This window comes from Desulfovibrio piger, from assembly GCF_012843875.1.
GTDB lineage: Bacteria > Desulfobacterota > Desulfovibrionia > Desulfovibrionales > Desulfovibrionaceae > Desulfovibrio.
The window spans coordinates 41,659-63,817 of sequence record NZ_JABAFY010000012.1 but is presented as its reverse complement, the minus strand read 5'-3'; the positions used below and the strand labels follow the sequence as shown (position 1 = coordinate 63,817).

The 22,159-nt window shown below is 61.9% G+C and carries 20 protein-coding genes and 3 tRNA genes; 16 read left to right on the top strand and 7 right to left on the bottom strand.

Annotation, left to right across the window (positions count from 1 at the left end; all coding sequences use genetic code 11):
- The first annotated feature begins 780 nt into the window (after positions 1-780).
- From HF854_RS05010 to HF854_RS04990, 5 genes are read left to right on the top strand one after another with little or no spacing between them, the layout of a single operon-like run.
- Entirely contained in the window at positions 781-1,551 is a 771-nt protein-coding gene (locus HF854_RS05010) for a DUF4198 domain-containing protein (protein WP_072333590.1), read from the top strand.
- 56 nt (positions 1,552-1,607) lie between these two features.
- Entirely contained in the window at positions 1,608-2,246 is a 639-nt protein-coding gene (gene cbiM, locus HF854_RS05005; protein ID WP_168935305.1) for a cobalt transporter CbiM, read from the top strand.
- A complete protein-coding gene (locus tag HF854_RS05000) occupies positions 2,243-2,899 on the top strand; it encodes a cobalamin biosynthesis protein CbiL (protein WP_168935304.1) in 657 nt (218 codons plus the stop codon). The genes cbiM and HF854_RS05000 overlap by 4 nt, the downstream gene beginning before the upstream one ends.
- 9 nt (positions 2,900-2,908) lie before the next feature.
- Positions 2,909-3,679, top strand: coding sequence for a cobalt ECF transporter T component CbiQ (cbiQ, locus tag HF854_RS04995; protein ID WP_168935303.1), 771 nt, complete (start codon positions 2,909-2,911; stop codon positions 3,677-3,679).
- Positions 3,664-4,425, top strand: a complete 762-nt coding sequence (locus tag HF854_RS04990) for an energy-coupling factor ABC transporter ATP-binding protein (protein WP_303931520.1) — start codon at positions 3,664-3,666, stop codon at positions 4,423-4,425. Before cbiQ ends, HF854_RS04990 begins: the two co-directional genes overlap by 16 nt.
- 248 nt (positions 4,426-4,673) lie before the next feature.
- Here HF854_RS04990 and HF854_RS04985 read toward each other — a convergent pair whose 3' ends face one another.
- Positions 4,674-4,967 carry a transcriptional regulator gene (locus HF854_RS04985; RefSeq protein ID WP_168935302.1) on the bottom strand — a complete coding sequence of 98 codons (294 nt, stop codon included), beginning with the start codon at positions 4,965-4,967 and terminating at the stop codon, positions 4,674-4,676.
- Positions 4,968-5,046: 79 nt separating this feature from the next.
- Positions 5,047-5,559, bottom strand: coding sequence for a 2-amino-4-hydroxy-6-hydroxymethyldihydropteridine diphosphokinase (folK, locus tag HF854_RS04980; RefSeq protein WP_168935301.1), 513 nt, complete (start codon positions 5,557-5,559; stop codon positions 5,047-5,049).
- 75 nt (positions 5,560-5,634) lie between these two features.
- Here folK and xerD point away from each other — a divergent pair, with 75 nt between their 5' ends.
- The 6 genes from xerD to HF854_RS04950 all read left to right on the top strand — a co-directional run bounded on the left by xerD (position 5,635) and on the right by HF854_RS04950 (position 13,454).
- Complete coding sequence (gene xerD, locus HF854_RS04975) at positions 5,635-6,573, top strand: site-specific tyrosine recombinase XerD (RefSeq protein WP_204626485.1); 939 nt, start codon at positions 5,635-5,637, stop codon at positions 6,571-6,573.
- Positions 6,573-9,254, top strand: coding sequence for a CBS domain-containing protein (locus HF854_RS04970; protein WP_168935300.1), 2,682 nt, complete (start codon positions 6,573-6,575; stop codon positions 9,252-9,254). The genes xerD and HF854_RS04970 overlap by 1 nt, the downstream gene beginning before the upstream one ends.
- 62 nt (positions 9,255-9,316) lie before the next feature.
- Positions 9,317-9,799 (top strand): HIT family protein, encoded by a 483-nt coding sequence (locus HF854_RS04965; protein WP_168935299.1) that lies wholly within the window; start codon positions 9,317-9,319, stop codon positions 9,797-9,799.
- Positions 9,800-9,824: 25 nt separating this feature from the next.
- Positions 9,825-10,265 carry a lipopolysaccharide assembly protein LapA domain-containing protein gene (locus HF854_RS04960; RefSeq protein WP_168935298.1) on the top strand — a complete coding sequence of 147 codons (441 nt, stop codon included), beginning with the start codon at positions 9,825-9,827 and terminating at the stop codon, positions 10,263-10,265.
- Between the two features lie 77 nt (positions 10,266-10,342).
- Complete coding sequence (gene mutS, locus HF854_RS04955; protein ID WP_168935297.1) at positions 10,343-13,063, top strand: DNA mismatch repair protein MutS; 2,721 nt, start codon at positions 10,343-10,345, stop codon at positions 13,061-13,063.
- Positions 13,056-13,454: a DnaJ family domain-containing protein gene (locus HF854_RS04950; protein ID WP_168935296.1), complete on the top strand. Its 399-nt coding sequence runs from the start codon at positions 13,056-13,058 to the stop codon at positions 13,452-13,454. The genes mutS and HF854_RS04950 overlap by 8 nt, the downstream gene beginning before the upstream one ends.
- Positions 13,455-13,548: 94 nt before the next feature.
- Here the strand turns inward: HF854_RS04950 and HF854_RS04945 are convergent, their stop codons facing one another.
- Positions 13,549-14,442: an acetamidase/formamidase family protein gene (locus HF854_RS04945; RefSeq protein ID WP_168935295.1), complete on the bottom strand. Its 894-nt coding sequence runs from the start codon at positions 14,440-14,442 to the stop codon at positions 13,549-13,551.
- A 22-nt stretch (positions 14,443-14,464) separates the two neighbouring features.
- A complete protein-coding gene (locus tag HF854_RS04940; protein WP_168935294.1) occupies positions 14,465-15,844 on the bottom strand; it encodes an APC family permease in 1,380 nt (459 codons plus the stop codon).
- A gap of 228 nt (positions 15,845-16,072) precedes the next feature.
- On the opposite strand from HF854_RS04940, the gene HF854_RS04935 reads away from it, so the two are divergent.
- Positions 16,073-16,150: transfer RNA gene (locus tag HF854_RS04935), tRNA-Pro, on the top strand.
- Between the two features lie 432 nt (positions 16,151-16,582).
- Positions 16,583-16,659: transfer RNA gene (locus tag HF854_RS04930), tRNA-Arg, on the top strand.
- A gap of 510 nt (positions 16,660-17,169) precedes the next feature.
- On the opposite strand, the gene HF854_RS04925 is transcribed toward HF854_RS04930, so the two are convergent.
- The 3 genes from HF854_RS04925 to HF854_RS04915 all read right to left on the bottom strand — a co-directional run bounded on the left by HF854_RS04925 (position 17,170) and on the right by HF854_RS04915 (position 19,345).
- Positions 17,170-17,246: transfer RNA gene (locus HF854_RS04925), tRNA-Arg, on the bottom strand.
- A gap of 152 nt (positions 17,247-17,398) precedes the next feature.
- Entirely contained in the window at positions 17,399-18,316 is a 918-nt protein-coding gene (locus HF854_RS04920) for a DMT family transporter (protein ID WP_240937661.1), read from the bottom strand.
- 138 nt (positions 18,317-18,454) lie between these two features.
- Entirely contained in the window at positions 18,455-19,345 is an 891-nt protein-coding gene (locus HF854_RS04915; RefSeq protein ID WP_168935292.1) for a LysR family transcriptional regulator, read from the bottom strand.
- A gap of 159 nt (positions 19,346-19,504) precedes the next feature.
- On the opposite strand from HF854_RS04915, the gene HF854_RS04910 reads away from it, so the two are divergent.
- From HF854_RS04910 to HF854_RS04900, 3 genes are all read left to right on the top strand, one after another.
- Positions 19,505-20,095 carry a LysE family transporter gene (locus HF854_RS04910; protein ID WP_168935291.1) on the top strand — a complete coding sequence of 197 codons (591 nt, stop codon included), beginning with the start codon at positions 19,505-19,507 and terminating at the stop codon, positions 20,093-20,095.
- Positions 20,096-20,292: 197 nt separating this feature from the next.
- Complete coding sequence (locus HF854_RS04905; RefSeq protein ID WP_205906034.1) at positions 20,293-20,871, top strand: DapH/DapD/GlmU-related protein; 579 nt, start codon at positions 20,293-20,295, stop codon at positions 20,869-20,871.
- A gap of 89 nt (positions 20,872-20,960) precedes the next feature.
- The gene (locus tag HF854_RS04900; protein WP_168935290.1) at positions 20,961-21,899 is read left to right on the top strand and encodes an alpha/beta hydrolase; all 939 of its coding nucleotides are present in this window, start codon (positions 20,961-20,963) and stop codon (positions 21,897-21,899) included.
- The last annotated feature ends 260 nt before the right edge of the window (positions 21,900-22,159 follow it).

Here is a 22,159-nt window from a genome sequence, read left to right as displayed (position 1 = left end):
CGAACTCGGAAGTTAAGCTCTCCATCGCCGATGATACTGCATAACGTCATGTGGGAAAGTAGGCCGCTGCCAAAGATCGTTCGAGACCCCCTTGCAGCTCATAGCGCGAGGGGGTCTTTTTTGTATGGCGCGCCTCCGCACGGCGCGTCTGCCTGCCCGATCCCCCAGCGGCAGGACTTCCCTTCCGCAATTTTGCCGGTGGGGTCCCTGGTTGTCCCCGGTACAGGCCGGGGAGCTTTGGCTGTGGGGGAAAGATGTAAGGAAAGCACGGCGGGCAGAGGAGAGCTGATGCCCGTCTGGGGGGATGCACACCGTTTTGCGGGGGAAAAGCGCGGCTTTCCCGCCTCTGTCCTGATGGCTGGTGAGCGGAAACAGGAGGGCTGGGGTGTCGGGTGGCACCGACACGGGGCGACCGCTCTCCCTGCCCCCATCCTCCATACCCCTCAGGTCATGGCGGTCGTTGCCTCAGGGGGCGGATGGCGCGGCGGCGGGCAGGCAGACGTTGCGGCGCCTCCAGGCCTGATCCGCCGCTTCCTGCGCCACAGTGCAAGACTGCGGCAGCCCGTCGGTACACCTTCGCCTTTTGCAACGGTGGCTGCGGATCAGCACGGCACAGGGGAAACAGTTTGAGCGGATGGACCTCGTGTCGCAAAAACTGCGCGGTCGCATGGCTGACTTTTTATGTTGCTATTTTTTTGAAAATCGTGTTACTCGTGGACACCTGGACAACAGCAGACGGGGGATCCTCCCCCAGTACACGAACTCCAAGGAGAAAGCAGCATGTGGAAGACAGCGTGCACGGCATTTGCCCTGCTCATCTGCCTCACTGGTCAGGCTGAGGCCCATTTTGGCATGATCATCCCGTCCACCTCGACGGTGATGGAAAAAAAGGACGCATCCCTGACGCTGGATGTTTCGTTCTCGCATCCCATGGAGATGCAGGGCATGGACATGCAGCGTCCCAAGGCCCTGACTGTCACGGTGGACGGCAAGACGGAAGATCTTGCATCCTCGCTCAAGCCGGTTTCCATCATCGGGCATCAGGCCTGGCGGGCGGGATATAGCATCAAGCGGCCCGGCGTGTACCAGTTCGCCATGGAGCCTGCCCCTTATTTTGAGCCTGCGGAAGACTGCTTCATCATCCACTATACCAAGACCGTGGTGGCGGCCTTCGGCGAGGAAGAAGGATGGGATGTCCCTCTGGGGCTGAAGACGGAGATCGTTCCTCTGACCCGTCCTTTTGCCAATTACAGCGGCAATGTCTTCCAGGGGCGCGTGCTGCTGGACGGCAAGCCCGTGCCCGGTGCCGTGGTGGAAGTGGAATACTACAATCGTGATGCCGCGTATGCGGTCCCCAATGCCTATTTCACGACCCAGGTGATCAAGGCTGACGAGGAGGGCGTCTTCACATACAGTGTCCCCTGGGCGGGCTGGTGGGGCTTTGCCGCCCTGAACACAGCCGAGGAAAAAATGGATCACCAGGGCTCGCCCAAAGACGTGGAGCTGGGTGCGGTGATCTGGATGGATTTTACGGCGCCGCTGAAAAAGTAGGCGCAAACTGATGTTAGCACGGCAGCGGGTCTGTCCGCTGCCGTGAAGGAAAAACGATGCACATCGCGGAAGGTGTTCTTTCTCCGGCTGTCCTGGGGGGCGGCGCTGTCCTGGCCCTGGCGGGGACGGCACAGGGCCTGCGCAGGCTGGAGTATGACCGTCTGGTGACCGTGGGGATCCTGTCGGCTGCTTTTTTCGTGGCTTCGCTCATCCATGTGCCGGTGGGCCTGGCCAGTGCCCATCTGGTGCTCAACGGACTCGTGGGTGTCCTGCTGGGCTGGGCGGCCTTTCCGTCCATCCTCGTGGCCCTGCTGCTCCAGGCCCTGCTGTTCCAGTTCGGCGGCATCACGGTGCTGGGGGTCAATACCTTTACCATGGGCTTTGCCGCTGTGGCTTCCTGGTATGTCTTCCGGGCCGTCTGCCGTCTGTGCCCCGGCATGGGAGGCGTGCGCGCGGGCGCCTTTATGGGCGGAGCCCTGGGGGTGGCCCTGGCCGCCGTGCTGACGGCGCTGGCGCTGGCATTTACGGACGAGGGCTTTTGGCTGGCGGCACAGCTTTTGCTGCTGGCGCACCTGCCGGTCATGCTGGCAGAGGGGCTGGTCACCATGTTCACGGTCTCCTTCATCATGCGCGTGCGCCCGGAGCTGCTGGGCATGGCCCCGGTGCAGCCGGATAACGGACAGGAGGATGCATGAGCTCTCTTACAAGGATCTGTGCGGGGGGCCTGTGCCTGATGCTGCTCCTCGTGTTTGCCGGGGCCGCGCAGGCGCACCGGGTCAATATCTTCGCCTGGCTGGAAGGGGAGACCGTGCGGGTGGAATGCTCTTTCCGCCGGGATTCGCCGGTACGGCAGGGGACGGTCATCGTCTTTGACGCGCAGACCGGCAGGGAACTGCTGCAGGGCAGGACGGACGGGCAAGGGGCGTTCGCCTTCCCGGTCCCCGCGGTCGTTCGCCAGGGGCACGGATTGCGTATCCGCATCCTGGCCGGGGAAGGGCATCAGAACGAGTGGCAGATGGATGCTGCTGAATTTTCCAGTCTGCTGCCTGCTGCCGGGACGGGGACGACGGTGCCGGTGGCGGAAGACGGGACAGGGGCCCCTTCAACCGGACCGGCCGCGGATGGCGGGAGCGGAGCGGCTGCTCCGGCCGGCGTGACGGCGACCCTGAGCCGCAAGGATGTGGAAGCGATCGTCGATGCGGCGCTGGACCGGCATCTGGCCCCTGTGCGGCGTGCCCTTGCCGCCAGCAGCGAAGCGGAGCCCGGCCTGCGGGACATCGTGGGCGGTCTGGGCTGGATCATGGGCCTGGTGGGCATCGGACTGTACTTTTCCCGGCGCCGGCCCTAGCATGATCCGATGTTTGACCAGCCTTTTGTCCGGGATTCCTTCATCCGGCAGATCGATCCGCGCATGCGCGTGCTGCTGGCCGTGCTGCTGGCCGTGGCCCTGGCCCTGCTGCGGCAGGTGACGGCCTGCTGCCTGGGCCTGGGGCTGGGCTGCGTCCTGCTGGGCCTGGCACGGGCTCCCCTGCGGCCCCTGTGGCGGCGCCTGGCGGCAGTGAACATGTTCATCCTGTTCCTGTGGCTGGTCACGCCCTGGACGACGCCCGGGACAGTGGTCTGGCAGTGGCATTTCATCCAGGTCAGCAGGGAAGGCCTGTACCTTTCCCTGCTGGTGACACTCAAGTCCAATGCCATTGCCTGTGTTTTCCTGTCCCTGGTGGCCACCTTGCCCGCCGCGACGCTGGGCCATGCCCTGGAGCGTCTGGGCTGTCCCGACAAGCTCGTCTTCCTGTTCCTGTTCACCGGCCGCTATATCCATCTGCTGGCCGCGGAATGGGAGGATCTGGTGACGGCGGCCCGCCTGCGCGGGTTCCGGCCGCGTACGGACCTGCATACCTACCGGACAGTGGCCTCCTTGCTGGGGCTGCTGCTGGTGCGCAGCCATGAGCGTGCCCAACGTACGCATGAAGCCATGCGCCTGCGCGGTTTTTCGGGACGTTTTCATTCGCTGGACAGCTTTTATCTGCGTCCGGTGGATATCTGTTTTGCGCTGGCCACGGCATCCTGTCTGGCCTGCATCCTGTGGACAGAAGCAGGAGGGAGCATCCTGTGGGCCGATCGGTAAACGCTGAGGAAAGTATTTTCAGTCTGGAAAAGGTGGATGTGACCTATTCGGGCACGCGCGGGCAGCGTCCTGTCCTGCATGATGTCTCATTCACGCTGGCCGCCGGTCAGCGGGCGGGTCTTTACGGGCCCAACGGCAGCGGCAAAACGACCCTGTTCCGCTGCATCACCGGGCTGGTGCGTCCCGGCAAGGGGCTGGTACGCTTCCACGGAAAGGCCCTGGATGATGAAAAGGACTTCCATGCCCTGCGCTGCAAGGTGGGCTTTGTGCTCCAGCATGCCGAGGATCAGCTCTTTTTCCCCACGGTCCTGGAGGATGTGGCCTTCGGGCCGCTCAATCTGGGCCTTTCGGCGGCGGAAGCCGCGGAACAGGCCCGGGCCACACTGCGGCGTCTGGGCCTGGCCGGTTTCGAGCAGCGCCTCACGCACCATCTGTCGGGAGGGGAAAGGAGACTGGTGGCGCTGGCCACGGTACTGGCCATGGAACCGGAGGCCCTGTTGCTGGACGAGCCCACCAATGATCTGGACCAGGAGGCCCGGCAGCGGCTCATCGACATTTTGTGCGACCTGCCCACGGCCCGGATGGTCATTTCCCATGACTGGGATTTTCTTTCCCGTGTCTGCGGGGAGTACTGGACGATCCGGGAAGGACGCCTGCTGAGCTGCGCGCCAGACGTCCGGCATAGCCATGAGCATGTCCATCCGCTGGGCGGGGAGCCGCACTGGCATCTCCCCATCACGGATTGAAGGGGAACTGCCCGGGGCCCGGTCACGGGGCTCCGGGCAGTCCATATCTGGGGACCTGCCGCCGCATGGACGACAGGGAAGGGAGCGTCGGAAACGACGATTTTATGATTGCCGGGAGGCATCGTGCAGGGAAGAGGAACGGGCGTCCCTCCCCGGGGGGGCTTTCCCGCGGGCGTGGGGCCCCGCTGTCCGTCCAACGAAAAAGCCCGTACGATGACGGGCTTTGGGGATCGGGATAAACGCACCGCTTAGTCGCGGGGCGGGAGCTCACGGCCGCCTTCCTGGAGACGTTCCAGGAATTTGTCGCGGCATTCGTAGCTGCAGAAACGGTAGACCTTGTCGCCGTCGCGCACGGAGATATTACCGTCCACGGAGACATAGGTGCCGCATTCAGGGTCTTTGACCATCTCGCCGGCAGCGACCTTGCGCTCGACTTCAGCGGCCTGGTCTTCGGCGTTTTCCTTTTTCTTTTTCAGAAAATCATTGGCAAACAGTCGGTACAGGACGTAAACGGCCAGACCCAGCACAAGCCATTTCCACATATGGTCGCTCTCCTTCTCCTGCGTAGAGCAGGGTCTCATTCTTTATCGCAACCCAAGATAGCATAAGAGTTTTTGCGCGTCACTGAAAAATTCTCTGACCTTCCTGTCGATACTCGAGACCGGCCAGCCATTGCGCCGGGGTACGGCCGTGGATGCGGCAGGCGGCGCCCACATCACAAAGAGGGATGAGGACGAAGGCGCGCTGGCACATGCGCGGGTGGGGGACGATGCTTTCCGGCGCGTCGCACTGGCTGTCCCCAAAGAGCAGCAGGTCCATGTCGATGCAGCGCGGTCCGAAGCGCAGGGCCGGATCGCTGCTGCGCTGTCTGCCCAGCTGCTTTTCCTCCGCCAGCAAGGCCCGGACGAAGCTTTGCGGGGTCCAGTCGGCCTCCAGCTCCATGCGGACGACCTGATTGTGGAACCAGGGCTGATCCGCATAGTCCTGCGGCTCGGTCAGGTAGATGCCGGAGAGTGCATCCACCCGGGCACGGGGCAGGGCACGCAGCCGCTCCACGGCCAGGGAGAGCATATGGGCGGCATCGGGAGTGTTGGAACCCAGACAGACAAAAACGGTGATGGTCGGTGCAGTCATGGCCTCCTTGTAGACATTTGCCCGGATGCTGTCAAAAATCTTGCCCAATCCGTCCAAGGCAGCTAGCATGATGACATGACGGAAAAAAGTGCATTGCCTGAGGCGACGGAGCGATCCCTGCAGATTCTGAAAAAACAGATCCCGGCCTGGGGGGAATACCTGCTGGCCCAGCGGGGCCTTTCCATGCGTACGGTGGTCTCATACCGGCAGGATCTGGAAAATTTTTTTCTTTTCCTCGACGAGCTGGACGCCGGCGACAAGACCAGCCTCGATGAACATGACCTGTTCCTGTATCTGGCCTGGCTGCGAGCCCGGAAGAATGCGGGACGCACGCTGGCCCGGCGCTTGTCGGCATTGCGCGGCTTTTTCGAGTACACGGTGGAAGAAGGCCTGCTGGAGAGCAATCCCGCCAGCCTGCTGGAAAGCCCGCGTCTGCCCCAGTATCTGCCGGAAGTCCTGAGCAAGGCCGAGATGGACCGCTTGCTGCAATTGCCGGACATGCGCGAGAAATGCGGCCGTCGTGACCGCTGCCTGCTGGAGATGCTCTATGCGGCGGGCCTGCGCGTCTCGGAGGTCTGCAACCTGCTGGTGGCGGATGTGGACATGCAGCGGGGGCTGGTGCTGGTGTCGGGCAAGGGCGCCAAGGACAGGCTCGTGCCGCTCCATTCCTTGGTGCTCGATCTGTTGCAGCAGTGGCTGTCCTTCTGGCGTGACGACTTTTCGCCCCAGAGCCGCTACCTTTTCCTCAACCGTTCCGGCAAGGGCCTGAGCCGCCAGTACGTCTGGAAGATGGTCAAGAAATACGCCTTGCTGGCGGGCATACGGCGCTCCATCTCGCCGCACACCTTCCGCCATTCCTTTGCCACCCACCTGCTGGAAGGCGGGGCTGACCTGCGGGCCGTGCAGCTTTTGCTGGGCCATGCCGACATCAGCGCCACCGAGATCTATACCCATGTGCAGGCCGAGCGCCTCCATGCCCTGCACAGGCAGTTCCATCCACGGAGTCAGTCGTAATGTCCGCATCTTCTCCCCGGATCCTGGTCACCTGCCATGCCAATGCCGATTTCGATTCCTTTGCGGCCATGCTGGCTGCCCACTTCCTCTATCCCGGCAGTCTGCTGCTGTTCCCCGGGACGCAGGAGCGCGGCCTGCAAAAGGTCGTGGCCTCGCTGGATGCCAAATGCTACCATCTGACCGAAAGTGCCGACATCCCCTGGGACGAGATCACGCATCTCGTGCTGGTGGATACGCGCCAGCGGGAGCGTGTCCGGCATGTGTCGACCCTGCTGGACAGGGAAGGGGTGACCGTCGAGGTCTGGGACCATCATCCGGCCTCGTCCGAGGATGTCCCGGCCCAGACGAGCCATGTGGAGACCGTGGGCTCGGTCACGGCCCTGCTGGTGCGGGAGCTGCGGCAACGGGGGATCGTGCTGGAAGCCGCGGACGCCACCCTGCTGGGGCTCGGCATCTACGGGGACACGGGCTCTTTCACCTACAGTTCCACCACGCCGCTGGATTTTGAAAGTTCCGCCTGGCTGCTGACCCAGGGCATGGATGTCAACGCCATCAACGAGATGGCGGCCCATGAGCTGACCAGCCTGCATGTGCGGGCCCTCAACAGTTTGCTGGAATCGGCGCGCGTCTACCATATCAACAATGAGCCGGTGGTCATCGCCGAGGCCTCCATGGAACACTACCTGGGGGATTTTGCCTATCTGGCCCATCGGCTGATGGAGATGGAGAAGTTCACGGTGCTTTTTGCCGTGGGCCGCATGGAAGACCGGGTGCAGGTGGTGGCCCGCAGCCGCAGCGATGCCATCAATGTGGGCCGCATCTGTGCGGAGCTGGGCGGGGGCGGGCATGCCTATGCCGCGTCGGCCTCCATCCGCAACCTGACCCTCAACGAGGTCCATGACGCCATCGTGCGCAATCTGCACATGCAGGCAGGGCCGGAAAAGACCGCCAGCGATTACATGTCGTCCCCGGCGGTGGGGATCGAGTCGGACCGCAGCATGCGTGAGGCCGATACCCTGATGATGCATTTCGGCCTCAAGGCCGTGCCTGTCTTCAAGCCCGGGACACGCCGCTGCATCGGCATCCTGGATGCCCAGACGGCTTCCCGCGCCACCAGCCACAAGCTGGGCGACCGGCCTGTGGACGACTACATGCGTCGCAATATCAAGAGCCTGGCCCCGGATGCGCCTTTGCGGGACATCTCGTCCATCATCGTGGGCGGCCGGCAGCGTCTGGTGCCCATCGTGGACAAGGAACTGGTGGTGGGGGTGGTGACCCGCACGGACCTCATCAACGTCATGACCTCCGAGCCCGGTCAGGTCCTGGACTATCAGGAAAACAACTCGCGCGAGCGCAATGTGGCCAAGTTGCTGCGTGACCGTCTGCCCGCACGGGTGCGCCATTTGCTGGAGCTGGCGGGCCGTCTGGGGCAGCGGCTGAACATGCCTGTCTATGTGGTGGGCGGCTTTGTGCGCGACCTTTTGCTGGACCGGCCCAACCATGACGTGGATTTCGTGGTGGAGGGCGAAGGCGTGGCCTTTGCCCGGGCCCTGGCCGCCGAACTGGGCGGCCGTGTGCGTGAACACCGCAAGTTTTTGACGTCCATGGTCATCTACCATGACGAAGACGGCCTGGAACAGCGCATCGACGTGGCCACCGCGCGCCTGGAGTATTACGAATCCCCGGCGGCGCTGCCCACGGTGGAGCTTTCGTCCATCAAGATGGACCTGTTCCGGCGCGACTTCACCATCAATGCCCTGGCCATCCGCCTGGACTGCACGCCCTACGGGCAGCTGGTGGACTTTTTCGGCGGGCAGCGTGACATCAAGGAAGGCGTGCTGCGCGTGCTGCACACCCTGAGTTTCGTGGAAGACCCCACACGCAGCCTGCGGGCGGTGCGCTTTGAACAGCGGTATGGCTTCCATATCGGGCCCAGCGCGGAAAAGCTCATCAAGAACCTGCTCAGCCTGCATATGCTGGACAAACTGTCCGGAAAGCGTATCTTCAACGAATATACCCACATATGTGACGAAGACGATCCCGCGGCCTGTTTCGAGCGCCTGGATGGGCTGGGCCTGTTGCGGGCTCTGGGGCCCTCCCTGACCCTGACGCCGAGCAAGCGCCAGATCCTGCAGCAGGTACGTTCCATGCTCAACTGGTACCGCCTGCTGTATTTCGATGAGAGCGTCGAGAACTGGCTGATCTACTTCCTGGCCCTGGGACACCGGCTGAACTATGCCGAAGTCTCCGCCAATTTCGCCGCCCTGGGGCTGCCCGAAGGACGCAAGCAGGAGATCTTGCAGCAGCGGGAGTCCATGCGGCATGTGCAGCCCAAGCTGGCCCGCTGGCAAAAGGCCTTTGAGGCCGGAACAGGCAGGATCAGCGAGCTGTATCTGCTGCTGGAAAAGTTCTCGCTGGAGTTCCTGCTCTACATCATGGCCGGTGTGGAAGACAGCGGGCTGCAAAAGAACCTTTCCCGTTACATCACCCAGTGGCGCCGTGAAAAGCCGGATATCGACGGCCGGGATCTGCGCGACATGGGCATCGCGCCGGGACCGCTGTTCGGGCGCATCCTGCGGGCCGTACTGGTCGGCAAGCTGGACGGAGAGACCCCGGATGCGGACAGCCAGCGTCGTCTGGCGCTGGACATGGCCCGGCAGGAAGGCGTATTTCCTAAATAAAAGAGCGGCGTTCAGGGCAGGACTTGCCCTTGAAGCGCAAGCCGTGTATTGAGGAAAAGAAAATGAAACAATTGTGGACGCCCTGGCGCATCGAGTACATCCTTGGCCCCAAGCCGGACAGCTGTGTTTTTTGTCTTCCCGAAAGCAGGGATGAAGACGAGGAGCGGCTGGTCCTGTACCGGGGCAGGCATGCTTTTGTGATCATGAACAAATTCCCGTACAGCAACGGGCATATCATGGTCTGTCCCTATCGGCATGTGATGGCGCTGGCCCAGCTTGAAACGGATGAGACGCACGAGATCATGGACCTGATGCAGCGCTGCACGCTGGTGCTGCAGGAACATTTTCACTGCGAAGGCATCAATATCGGCCTCAACCAGGGGCAGGCTGCCGGAGCCGGTATCCGGGAACATCTGCACTTCCATCTCGTGCCGCGCTGGAACGGGGATTCCTCCTTCATGGCCGTGATGGACGAGGTGCGCACGATCCCGGAACATCTGCGCAGCAGCTATGCTCATCTGAAGCCGTATTTCGACAGGTTTTGAACACCACCGCGCAGAGGAGGAGACTATGCGCTATATAAAGGTCCTGTTACTTGTTCTGCTGATTTTCTTCAGTCTGGTCTTCTTCTTCCAGAACCAGACGGCCCTGTCGACGGCCATGACGCTCAAACTCAATCTCTTCTTCGTGCCTGAGATGACGTCCATCCCGCTGCCGTTCTACTTCATCGTCATCGTGGCCTTCTTCGTGGGCGCCCTGCTGGCGGTGGCCCTGCTGTTGTGGGACAAGATGCACCTGACGGCCCGTTACATGAAGAGCAAGTGGCGTGTGTCCGCTCTGGAACGTGAAGTGGCCAAGCTGAAGAAGAGCCTGGACGGTGAGACCGCGCGCGGCGATTTCCTCCGCAAGGTCTCCCAGGAAAAGGCCCAGGCCATAGAAGCCGCTCCCGCCAAGGAGAAGGCCGAGGCCAAGCCGGAAGAAGTGACCGCTCCCGATCCTGACAAGGCCTAGTCCCTTTCCCCCGCGCATCAGGCGCATTTTTCTGCAGCGGCGTCGTCCTTGGATGGCGCCGCTGCGCAATTACGCATATGGCAGAAAAAACTCCCAAGCTGACTCCCATGTTCGAGCAGTATCTGCGCATCAAGGCCGACTACCCTGATGCGCTGCTGTTCTACCGGATGGGCGACTTTTACGAGCTCTTCTTCGACGATGCCGTCACCGCGGCCCGGGAACTGCAGATCGCCCTGACCAGCCGCAGCCGGGACACGGAAAACCCCGTGCCCATGTGCGGTGTGCCCTGGCATGCCGCACAGGCCTACATCGCCCAGCTCATCGACAAGGGCTTCCATGTGGCCATCTGCGACCAGACCGAAGACCCCAAGGCCGCCAAGGGGCTCGTGCAACGGGCCGTGACCTGCGTGGTGACGCCCGGCACCGTACTGGAAGACGCCAACCTGGACGCCCGCAGCCACAATTATCTGGGAGCCGCTTTCTGGGAGGGACACAACGGTGCCTTCGTCTGGGCGGACATCTCCACGGGCCAGTGGTCCGGCATGGAGGTGAAGCGCCTGCCCGAGCTCTGGCAATGGATCCAGAAGCTGGCCCCGCGCGAGCTGCTGGTGCCGGACGACAAGGAGTTGCCGCCCAAATGCCTGCTGGAAGGCGTGCGCCTGCTGCGTCGTCCCGTGGCCGGTTTCGACGCCCGCAAGGCCGAACGCCGTTTGCTGGAAGCCCAGTCCGTGCAGGAACTGGCAGCCCTGGGCCTGCAGAACAAGCCCTGCCTCGTGCGGGCCTGCGGCGCGCTGCTGGTCTATCTGGAGCAGACCCAGAAGCGCCGTCCCGAGCATCTGATGCCCTTCCAGCCGCTGGACCTGGGCCGTCACATGCTGGTGGACGACGTGACGGAGCGCAATCTGGAGATCTTCCAGCGCCTCAACGGCCACAAGGGCAAGGGGACCCTGCGTCATGTGCTGGACGATACCATGACGCCCATGGGCGGCCGCCTGCTGGAAGATATGCTGCGGCATCCGTGGCGCGAAGCGGCCCCCATCCTGGCCGTGCAGGACGCCGTGGCCCTGCTGCACGATGATGACAACCGCCGGGCCCTGTTGCGGGAAGCCCTGAAGGACGTCTATGACCTGGAGCGCCTTTCCACGCGCGTGACGGTCAACCGGGCCACCCCGCGGGATTTCATCGCCCTCGGCAACAGCCTTGCGGCCCTGCCTGCCGTTCTGGCGGCCCTGACGCAGCCCCTGGACGGGAAATATCCGTTGCCCGGGCAGGAGAACGGGGAGGACGCGCCCCGTGTCATCCATGAGTTGCTCAAGGGCTGGGACGATCTGGCCGATTGTGCGCATCTGCTGCGCAGCGCGCTGGTGGACAGCCCGCCGGTGGTCATCACGGACGGCGGCCTGTTCAAGGCCGGGTACAATGCCGAGCTGGACCGTCTGCTGGATCTGGTGGAACACGGCGAGCAGAAGCTGCAGGAAGAGCTGGCCCGCGAACAGCAGGAGACCGGCATCGCCAAGCTCAAGCTGGGGTTCAACCGGGTCTTCGGCTATTATTACGAATTGAGCAAGGCCGCGCACAGCGGGCCGGTGCCGGAACATTTCATCCGCCGCCAGACCCTGGCCAATGCCGAACGCTTCACCACGCCCGCCCTCAAGGAGCTGGAAGAAGCGCTCCTTTCCGCTTCCGAAAAACGCAAGACGCTGGAATATCAGCTCTATCAGGATCTGCGCACCTTCATGGCCCAGCAGCGGGAGCGCATCCTGCACATGGCGGACGTCATCGCCCATCTGGACTACTGGCAGAGCCTTGCCGAGGTGGGGCGCCGCAACGGCTGGTGCCGTCCCGAACTGGACGGCAGTGCCGACATTTTCATCGAGGAAGGCCGCCACCCGGTGGTGGAGGCCATGATAGGCGCGGCCAATTTCGTGCCCAACAATATCACGCTGGATGCCCGGCGCCGCCTGTGCCTGCTCACCGGCCCCAACATGGCGGGCAAGTCCACGGTGCTGCGGCAGGTGGCCATCATCTGCCTGCTGGCGCAGACCGGTTCCATGGTCCCGGCCACACGGGCGCGCCTGGGGCTGGTGGACAGGCTGTTCTCGCGTGTGGGCGCTTCGGACAATCTGGCCCAGGGGCAGAGCACCTTCATGGTCGAGATGATGGAGACGGCCCGTATCCTGAGGCAGGCCACCAAGCGCAGCCTGGTCATCCTGGACGAGATCGGGCGCGGCACCAGCACCTATGACGGTGTTGCCCTGGCCTGGGCCGTGGTGGAAGATCTGGCGGCCCGGGCGCATGGCGAAGTGCGCACCCTGTTCGCCACCCATTATCACGAGCTGACGGCGCTGGAAAAACGCGTGCCCGGCGTGTTCACCATGAATATCGCCATCCGGGAATACGGGGGCGACATCCTCTTCCTGCACAAGCTGGTGCCCGGCCCTGCGGACCGCAGCTATGGCGTGGAGGTGGCCCGCCTGGCAGGCGTGCCTGCGCCGGTGGTGCAGCGGGCACGGGCCATCCTGGCGGAACTGGAGCAAAGCCGGGGCGAGGGAAAGCGCATGTCGCCCCAGACGGAGACGCTGGCGCTTCCCGGCATGGAAAAGCGGGTCGCCCGCGAGGAGCCCCCGTCTTTGCCCATCGACATCCCTGCCGCACCGGCCGCCGGGCCGCATCCGCTGGTCCTGCTGCTGCGGGACCTGGATCCCGAGGAGCTCTCGCCGCTGGCGGCCCTCAAGCTGATCATGGAGTGGAAAAAGCTCTGGGCCGATGCTCCCGATACGGAGGAAAAACATGTCTGAGGTCAGTCCCTGGTCCGTCATCCAGTCCATTGCCGAGCGCCGTATCGAAGAATCCATGGCCAAGGGCGATTTTGATGACCTTCCCGGCCGGGGCAAACCGCTGGAACTGGAAGACGACAGCCATGTTCCCCCGGAGCTGCGCATGGCCTACAAGGTGCTGCGCAACGCAGGCTGTGTGCCGCCGGAACTGGCCGAGCGCAAGGAGATCAGCAATCTGGCCGACATGCTGGAACATTGCGAGGACGAGCAGGAGCGCGTGCGCCAGATGCAGAAACTGCGGTTCATGATCCTGCAGGCCCGCATGAAGCATCAGCGTCCCCTGAACCTTGATGACGACACCTATTACGACCGCCTGCTGGAGCGGCTTTCCCGGCACGACAGGAAAAAATAGCGTCTTCTGTTTCTTAGGCAAAAGGACACGAAAAAAGGCTGCCCGCAGGATGCGGACAGCCTTTTTCAGTATCGTCGTGTCGGACGGTCAGCTGCTAGCCAACCAGGGGACGCTTCATGTCGGCCTTGGGCACGCCCAGGCGCACGATGAGGTCCACTTCGCAGGGCTTGCAGGCCTGGCAGATTTCCAGGTCGCCGCGCAGGGACATGTACAGGTAGGCGTCGGTGGCATCCCAGCCGGTAGCGGCAGCCACCAGGCCCTGCATCTGCACGCTGGCGTGGCGCAGGGCTTCTTCATAGCCGGCGGCGCTGGCCATGGTGTACCAGGTGTCGGCGGTCTCCAGCACGGGCCATTCCAGCGGGCAGTTCTTGATGACGCTCACGCGGGCGATGACGGTACCGTTGATCTCCAGACCGGTGCCGCACAGTTCGCTGTCACCCATGACGGCGTGCATGTCGCCCATCTGCACCAGACCACCTTCCACGCGCACGGGGAAGTAGGCGGTGTTGCCCTTGACCATCAGCTTGCAGTCCAGGTTGCCGCCGTGGCTGCCGGGGTAGCCGCAAGGCACGCTCTTGCCCTTTTCGGGGGCCACGCCGATGACGCCGATCATGGGATTGATGGGGAAGGTCACGTCATTGAAGACGGCCTTGCCGTTCTCGATGGGGATGCGCTTGGTGCGGGTCTCGCACTTGTCCCAGAGGGGGCCGATCTTGGGCAGGGTGGTGGTGGTACCGATGGTGTCGCACTGCACGTCCAGCAGTTCCACCTTGATGACGTCGCCGGGCTGGGCGTCGCGCACGAACAGCGGGCCGGTGGCGGGGTTCATCTTGCTGTAGTCGCAGCTGGTCACCAGCTGGCTTTCGGAATGCATCTGGTTGCTGAAGCAGTCCTGGGTGCGGAAGATGACGATCTCGCCGGAATCGATGGTGCCGGTGGGTTCGTTGTCGGCACTGAAGGTATAAACGACCTTGTCAAAGTACTGCATGATTCAACTCCTGCAATGAAGGTTACACCATATCGCTCTTGCGGAAGGCTTCGGGGACGACCTTGTAGCCCTTGCTTTTGACGTAGCCGATGACCAGGCCGATGGCCAGCCAGCTGAAGCCCACGATCTGGGTCATGCTGTCGAAGGAGAGCCACACATAACCGAGGATGAGCACGCCGCAGAAGGGGCAGATCACATAGTTGAGCAGGGCCTTGCCGCCGCGCATCTTTTCACGACGCCAGAAGAAATTGTACACGGCGAGGTTCAGCAGGATGAAGGAGGTCAGGGCGCCGAAGTTCACCAGGCGGGCCAGGTCTTCCACGGTGGAGAGCTCGGCCACCAGGATGGAGAAGATACCCACGGCGATGGTGGCGATGTAGGGGGTCTGGAAGCGGGGATGCACCTTGCGGAGCAGGCCGGAGACGCCGGGCAGCACGTTGTCGCGGGACATGCCGTACAGCACGCGGGAGGTGGCGGCCTGGGCGTTCATGGTATTGGCGATGCCCACGGCCAGGATGTTGACCACCAGCAGGACCTTGCGGAACCAGTCACCGGCGGCGAGCTCGGCAGCGTCGAAGAAGGCCGTGTCGGGGTTCATCTTGCTCATGTCGGGCTGGATGATGGTGGCCACATAGGTCTGGAGCATGAACAGGAAACCGATGCAGAGCAGGGCGGCCATGGTGGCGCGGCCGATGGTCACTTCGGGGCGGTGGGTCTCTTCGGCCAGGGTGGAGATGCCGTCAAAGCCCAGGAAGGAGAGGCAGGCGATGGTGCAGGCCAGGCCGATGAACTGCAGGTTCATCTCGCCGGGGCGGTACAGGGGATCCATGACCAGCTGGCCGGTGCCGCCGCCTTCACCAAGGACGTAGTTGAGGCCGAAGCCGATGAACAGGGCCAGGACCACGGCTTCCACATAGAACATGATCCAGTCGGCACGAGCGGTATAGGTGATGCCGCGGACGTTGATGAGGGTATTGATGCCCACGAACACGATGACCCACATCCAGCGGGGGGTGGCCGGGAAGAGTTCCACACACCAGTTGGCGGTCATCAGATAGAGCAGGGCGGGCACGAACACATAGTCCAGCAGGATGAGCCAGCCGGCGATGAAGCCCACATGGTGGTTCAGGCCGCGCTGCACATAGGCGTAGACAGAGCCCGCGATGGGGAAGCGGTTACTCATCTTCATGTAGCTCAGGGCCGTGAAGAACATGGCGCAGATGCCCACAAAGTAGACAAAGGGCGCCATCATATGGCTGTCTTTGGAAATGTAGCCATAGATGGACATGGGGGCGATGACCACCATGAACAGCATACCGTAAACAAATACGTCCTTGAAGCTGAGTTCGCGCTTCAGCTCCTGGCCGTAGCCAAAATTGTCCGTGGAACCTGTGTTCGACATAAAGCAACCTCAAAAAAATTTTTACCGGGCAGACGAACCGGTATGTGCGTTTTAGCCCCTTTTTTCATAAAGTCAAAGCCTAATTGCCCGATATGCGCAAAACATGTACCGCCATGTCCGGGACTCCGCCGGGCAGGAACGGATACCACCTGACATGAGCGGAGAAAAATTTTTTTGAAAAAAAAGCTTGCATACGGCAGGCCTTCGGTGTAATGTCCTCTCTTGCAACGGGATGTGGCTCAGTTTGGCTAGAGCGCAGCGTTCGGGACGCTGAGGCCGCGCGTTCAAATCGCGCCATCCCGACCATAAAAAAACAGACGGGTTCCAGTGAAGCTGGAGCCCGTTTTTTTTATGCTGCAAGCGGTATGTGTCCCTTGCCTTGTACTGCCTGTGCCCGTGAGGGGGGAAGGAGAGTCCGCCTCTCAGCCCAAAGGGGGCCAGTTTTTTTGAACTGTCGCAATCGGTGGGACCAGGTCGCTGGGCAGTTCGTGTTCCAGGGGGAACAAGCCTTTCCACAGGCTGATTCTGTTCCCGGCTTTTGCGGTAACATCCGGCAGCTAGCCTGCGTCGTCAGACGGTGTTCCTATGGCGGCAGAAAGTGTGGGGAAAGGGGCCTGGTCTGTTATGTGGTCCCATCGAAAGCGGGACGGCCGATAAGAGCGGCTGCATAAAAATTGATTTTTTTACGCAAAAATGTTTGACAGGGCAGGGCGATTGCTATACATAGCTTTTCACGACGCGCTCGTAGCTCAGCTGGATAGAGCAACAGGCTACGAACCTGTAGGCCAGGAGTTCGAATCTCTTCGGGCGCACCACAACAAAAACAAGCGGTTAGCTGTAACAGGCTGACCGCTTTTTTTGTTGTCTTCTGCATTTTTGGGGCCCCGCGTGAGGACTTTTCAAGAGCTACTTGGCTGACACGCGTGCGCACCCGTCAGCAGCATGCAACAGGAATGATGGCAAACAAGGCTGTGGGAGGACTGCAGACGACAGGAGCTGGTCCGCCTGGCAGAGGGAATGTCTTCGCGTCAGCCCGAGTCCCGTGTGCTTTGTTTGAGCCTTCCATTATTGGCTAAAAACAAGCTGGATCAGCAAACAGAGAAAGGGCGTGGGGATGTCTAAATGACACCCCCACGCCCTTTCTCTGTTTGGAGCAATCTCTAGCCACCGTCCCTACGTCGAAAAGGTGCCGAGCGCTGTTCTCAAGTTTCGTAACAGCTCACAACCGTAAACTTATTCGCAGCAGCGCGCAGGATGGTCGCAAAATGGTCGCAAAGCCAAAAAAAATGGGACACCGTTTTTGCCGGTATCCCATTGATTTTATTTGGTGCGCCCGGCAGGAATCGAACCTGCGGCCTACTGCTTAGGAGGCAATCGCTCTATCCGACTGAGCTACGAGCGCGCGTCGTATCTTGTAAAGCAGTCTGACGCGCGCTGTCAAGTTGAAGCTGGCGGGCGGAAGGTCCTGTATTTCCGGGGCTGAAGGCAGGCCGTTTTGTGCCGCAACGCAGGAAAAATCCTCTACAACGATTCCGCTAGTATGACGCGCTCAGCTCAGGAACGCTTGTGCGGCAGGTGCAGCATGGGACCAAGCGCGATGCCCATGGCCCCCAGCACGACAACGACAGCTCCCAGCAGGCTGAGCAGGCCCAGATGCTCCAGAGGAAATACCTGGGGCAGGGCCAGCGCCCCCAGGGCTTCCAGGCCAAGCGTGAACAGCGGGGTGGTGGTGACCACAGCGCTGACCTTGGCGGCATGCCAGTTCTTCATGGCCGTGGAAAAAGCACCGTAGGCGACGATGGTATTGATGCAGGCAAAGATCAGGCAGGCCGTCTGCAACGAGTCCAGCTCAAGAAAGGCCGAAGGAGTGGAGAGCGGCGTCAGGGCCAGGGCACCGGCAAGATAGATGAAACGCATGATGCGCCCGGGCGAGATCGTGCGCAGCAGGACTTTCTGGGCGATGCCGTAGCTGGCCCAGACGACGGCGGCCATGATCCCCAGCGCCATGCCGATGAGCATGTCACCGTTGGCCAGCTCCAGCAGCCGGGTATTGAAAAACAGCAGAAGGCCCGCGAGCAGAACGATGACGCTCCCCCCCTGGATGGGGAGGAATGGCTCGCGCAGGACGAACACACTGCCCAGCAGCAGGAGGACGGGGCCCGCCTGTGCCAGGATCTGGCAGGCGGAGGCGCTGAGGTAGGCCACCGACGAGTTGAAGAACACGAAGTTGCAGCTTAGGCCCGCTGCGGCCAGAGCCAGCAGGACTTTTTCCCGGCGGCCCAGCGGTGTGCTGTTGCCGGGATGTCGGCAGGAAAGGCCCCATGTCCAGGCGGCAGCTACCCAGAAGCGCAGGCAGACGATGGAAAGCGCGTCCACCGTGGAAAGCAGGTGTTTGAGGGCCAGCGGCAGGGCCCCCCAGAATAAGGCCGTGAGCAGGGCCAGCATCAACCCGGTAGCGTTGGAACCCGGCATGTTCATCCTCCGTTGAGCGTTACGGGGGGCACCCTACAGCTTTGTCATGGGCTTGTCATGCGGAAATGAAGGCAGGGGGCGGGCCGAGCCATGAGCGGACGGGGCAGGGCTCCGGCATGGTAGACGCTGCAGCAGCCGTTACATCGGGAACAGGGCGGAAGCTTGCAGCAGATCCCTGAAAAGGCGCATGGCGGGCGTGCTTTCTCTGTTCTTGTGCCAGACGCAGATGGCCTGGACGATGCATCCAGACATGCGTACCGGCAGCTCTATCAGACTCCCCGTGGCCAGTTCCTGCTCCACGGCAAACGTGGGCAGGAAGGAGACCCCCAGGTTGGCAGCCACGGTTTTTTTGATGGATTCGAGGCTCCAGAGCTCTATGGTGTTGCGAAAAAGGATGTCCCGGGCGCGCAGGTGGGCTTCCATACGTTCCCTGTAGATGCTGCGAGGCTCGTTGATGATGAAGCTGGTCTCCTTCCTCTGGTGGGGCGTATCGAAGTCCCGGAGCCCGGGAGCGAGCAGGGGGGAGGCGACGATGATCCCTTTTGCCTGGCCGAGCGGCAGTACTTCCAGCGTGTGCGGATGTCCGCCCACATCATAATAGACCCCCAGATCATACTGGCCGGAGAGGATGCCTTCCCTGATGTCGTGACAATTGAGGCTGTGCAGCTGGAGCTTCACAGCCGGAGCCCGCTCCACGAAATCGCCGAGCAGGGCATGGAGCTTGTAGGAGAGCAGGGATTCCGCCACAGCCACACGCAGCTCCCCGTGCAGGGACGCAGGGTCGTTGCATGCCGTGATGGCCTGCATGGAATGCAGGATAGCTTCCATATGAGGCAGGATGCTCTTGCCGGCAGGGGTGAAGACCATGCGCCTCCCAAGACGCTCGAAAAGGCGTACAGAAAGCTCGTTCTCGAGCTGGCGCACCTGAAAGGTCACGGTGGACTGGGAGCAGTTGAGGCGCTGCGCGGCCTTCTGGAAACTGCCTTCTTCCAGGATGGTCTTGATGACGACGATGCTGCGCGTATCCACAGGCCCCTCCAGAATATATCGAGATTATAGAATCATGGCTGCGAATATATTTGCTTTTTCGCATAAAGTCATCAGCGTACCCTGCAGAGATGTCGCTTGGCCCGGTACGGGATCGGGTCATAGATACGACAGTCGTCCCAAAACGCTACGGAGGGGCACATGCCTGCATCGGTACTTTCGGCTTTTTTCGTATTCACCTTCATCACGGCCATCACGCCCGGCCCCAACAACATCCTGGCTCTTACGACGGGCGGCCGGGCAGGATTCAGGGGCAGTATCCCTGTTCTTGCCGGGATCTGCGGCGGTTTTTTCTGTGTCATGGCCATTTGCGGTGTACTTTCTTTCTCGTTTTCCGTGCTGTCCGCCTCCTTCCTGCAGATCATGCGCTATGTCGGGAGCGCCTATCTGCTCTGGCTGGCATGGAAGACCGCCATGCCGAAGGCAGGGGGCAACAGTGACGGGCGTGCCGATGCGGGCTTCATGACCGGATTCGTGCTCCAGTTCGTCAACGTCAAGATCATGGTCTACGGCATGACGGCCTATTCCGCCTTCATCCTGCCGCACCATGATTCTGTTGCGGCACTTCTTGCCGGGATGTGCTTCCTGACCATGATGGGCAGTCTGGGCACCATCGTGTGGGCCGTGGCGGGAGCCAGTCTGCAGAGCGTTTTCCAGCGGCATGCCCGCGTGACGAATGGATTGCTGGGGGCTATGCTGGTCGGTTGTGCCTGGTCCCTGCTGGATCAGTGATGCCGATGGGCCGCAAACGCCGGGAAAGGGCCCGCAGCCTACAGCCTTTATCATGCTTAAAACACATGGATAGATATTTGATATAGGTATTTTACCTGATAACTGCCTTTCTGCTATCTCCTCAGGGAACGCAGGCGGTCGCCATCAGGCCTTGTGGCAGCGGTCAGCCTGATCTTCATCATGAAGGAGAATAAGCCATGATGTCTCTGGACACATTGCTGGAACACCTGGATGCGGGACAGCCGCTGGTCACGGGCACGGAAGCCTTTGACTGCATGCACGGCTATTCGTACGAGGCCATGCGCCTGACCGCGGAGCTGAACAATGCCTTCCATACGCCTGAAGAGATCCGGGAGATCATGGGGCGGATCACGGGACGCCCGATAGATGAGACGTTCCGTCTTTTCCCGCCGTTCTATACCGACTTCGGCAAAAATATCCGCATCGGGCGCCGTGTTTTCATCAATGCCTGCTGCTGTTTCCAGGATCAGGGCGGGATCAGCATCGGTGACGGGACGCTCATCGGGCACCGGGTGACCCTGGCCACCATCAACCACGGCTTGCCGCCGGACCGGCGTCATGTCCACAACATCGCGCCCATCGTCATCGGCAAGGATGTCTGGATCGGTTCCGGTGCCATCCTCCTGCCGGGGGTGCATGTGGGCGATGGCGCCGTGGTGGCGGCAGGATCTGTGGTCCGTGAGGACGTTCCGCCGCGTACCATCGTGGCTGGTGTCCCGGCCAGGATCATCAAAACTGTGGAGCAGGGCGCCTAGGCCTGCCGTACCATTGCACGCAGGACGCCGCCCTGCGGGTCGTCCCGCCGGATCATGAACCGGCTCAAAGCCGGACAGGGGAAAAGAATATGCAGTACGCGACGCATTACGAAGAAGGGAAAAAAGTTTCGTTCAAAAAGTTCGATCTCAATTTGGCGGGCCTGCTGTTCCTGCCCGATGGTTTTGATGCGGACGCCAAATATCCGGCGGTGGTGGTCACCCATCCCGGCGGCGGCGTGAAGGAACAGTGTTCCTCGCTTTACGCCTGGCATCTGGCCCGGGCCGGCTATGTGGCCCTGGCATTCGATGCCTCCCATCAGGGCGAGAGCGAAGGTCTGCCCCGGTGTCTGGAAGATCCTTTCTCGCGCGTGGAGGACATCCGCTCGGCTGTGGATTACCTCGTCACCCTGCCGTACGTCGATGAAGAGCGCATCGGGGCCATGGGCGTCTGCGCGGGGGGCGGCTATACCATGAGCGCCATCCAGACCGATGTGCGCATCAAGGCGGCGGCCGGGATCAGCACCTGGGACGTGGGCGACAGCGCCAGAAACGGCTTTCCCGGTGTCGAGATCGAGAACTTCATGCAGAAGCTGCTGCAGGAAGTGGCCCGCGCCAGAACGGCGGCAGCCCGGGGAGAGGAAGCTCCCTGCTGGAAGTATGTTCCGGACGGCCCGGACGAGATCGACGAGCATACGTCCGTGATCCAGCGGGAAGCCTACGAATACTACAGGACGCCGCGCTGCAGTTATCCGACGTCCGTCAATCGTTACCTTGTTTCCAGCAATGACAAGCTGGCGGCCTTCGATGCCTTTGCCTATCTGGATACGGTGTCGCCCCGTCCTCTGCTGTTCATCGTGGGCAGCCGGGCGGATACGCTCTATTTCACGGAAGATGCCTACCGGCGGGCCAGGGAGCCCAAGAAGATCCATGTGGTGGAAGAAGCCAGCCACGTGGACCTGTATGACAAGCCGGAATACGTCACTCAGGTGGTGGAAGCCCTGAAAGAGTTCTTCGGCAAGGCGCTGTAGGCATAGCCCTTTCTTGTGTTGCCGGAGGGCTGCTCTTGCGGGGCTGTATCCTCCGGCAGCAAGGGGCAGGCGGAGGACTGACCGTGTCCTGCCTTCCTGTGTGCTGTCTGCGGGATGGCCTGAGTTCAGGGCAGCGGAGAGGACGCACCCAGGTTTCTGCGCTGTGAGGGAAAGCCTGCAGAGAGAAAAAAGAAGATCAGCCCGGCCTCTTTACACGAGGGGCCGGGCTTTTCGTCATACGGGAGAGCCGGTAAGCGGCT

Coding starts and splice junctions, on each gene's coding strand:
- HF854_RS04970 (WP_168935300.1), top strand. CDS start 6,573: ATGTCCGCATCTTCTCCCCGGATCCTGGTCACCTGCCATGCCAATGCC.
- cbiM (WP_168935305.1), top strand. CDS start 1,608: ATGCACATCGCGGAAGGTGTTCTTTCTCCGGCTGTCCTGGGGGGCGGC.
- HF854_RS04905 (WP_205906034.1), top strand. CDS start 20,293: ATGATGTCTCTGGACACATTGCTGGAACACCTGGATGCGGGACAGCCG.
- HF854_RS04960 (WP_168935298.1), top strand. CDS start 9,825: ATGCGCTATATAAAGGTCCTGTTACTTGTTCTGCTGATTTTCTTCAGT.
- xerD (WP_204626485.1), top strand. CDS start 5,635: ATGACGGAAAAAAGTGCATTGCCTGAGGCGACGGAGCGATCCCTGCAG.
- HF854_RS04920 (WP_240937661.1), bottom strand. CDS start 18,316: ATGCCGGGTTCCAACGCTACCGGGTTGATGCTGGCCCTGCTCACGGCC.
- folK (WP_168935301.1), bottom strand. CDS start 5,559: ATGACTGCACCGACCATCACCGTTTTTGTCTGTCTGGGTTCCAACACT.
- mutS (WP_168935297.1), top strand. CDS start 10,343: ATGGCAGAAAAAACTCCCAAGCTGACTCCCATGTTCGAGCAGTATCTG.
- HF854_RS05000 (WP_168935304.1), top strand. CDS start 2,243: ATGAGCTCTCTTACAAGGATCTGTGCGGGGGGCCTGTGCCTGATGCTG.
- HF854_RS04940 (WP_168935294.1), bottom strand. CDS start 15,844: ATGTCGAACACAGGTTCCACGGACAATTTTGGCTACGGCCAGGAGCTG.
- HF854_RS04985 (WP_168935302.1), bottom strand. CDS start 4,967: ATGTGGAAATGGCTTGTGCTGGGTCTGGCCGTTTACGTCCTGTACCGA.
- HF854_RS04945 (WP_168935295.1), bottom strand. CDS start 14,442: ATGCAGTACTTTGACAAGGTCGTTTATACCTTCAGTGCCGACAACGAA.
- cbiQ (WP_168935303.1), top strand. CDS start 2,909: ATGTTTGACCAGCCTTTTGTCCGGGATTCCTTCATCCGGCAGATCGAT.
- HF854_RS04910 (WP_168935291.1), top strand. CDS start 19,505: ATGCCTGCATCGGTACTTTCGGCTTTTTTCGTATTCACCTTCATCACG.
- HF854_RS05010 (WP_072333590.1), top strand. CDS start 781: ATGTGGAAGACAGCGTGCACGGCATTTGCCCTGCTCATCTGCCTCACT.
- HF854_RS04965 (WP_168935299.1), top strand. CDS start 9,317: ATGAAACAATTGTGGACGCCCTGGCGCATCGAGTACATCCTTGGCCCC.
- HF854_RS04950 (WP_168935296.1), top strand. CDS start 13,056: ATGTCTGAGGTCAGTCCCTGGTCCGTCATCCAGTCCATTGCCGAGCGC.
- HF854_RS04900 (WP_168935290.1), top strand. CDS start 20,961: ATGCAGTACGCGACGCATTACGAAGAAGGGAAAAAAGTTTCGTTCAAA.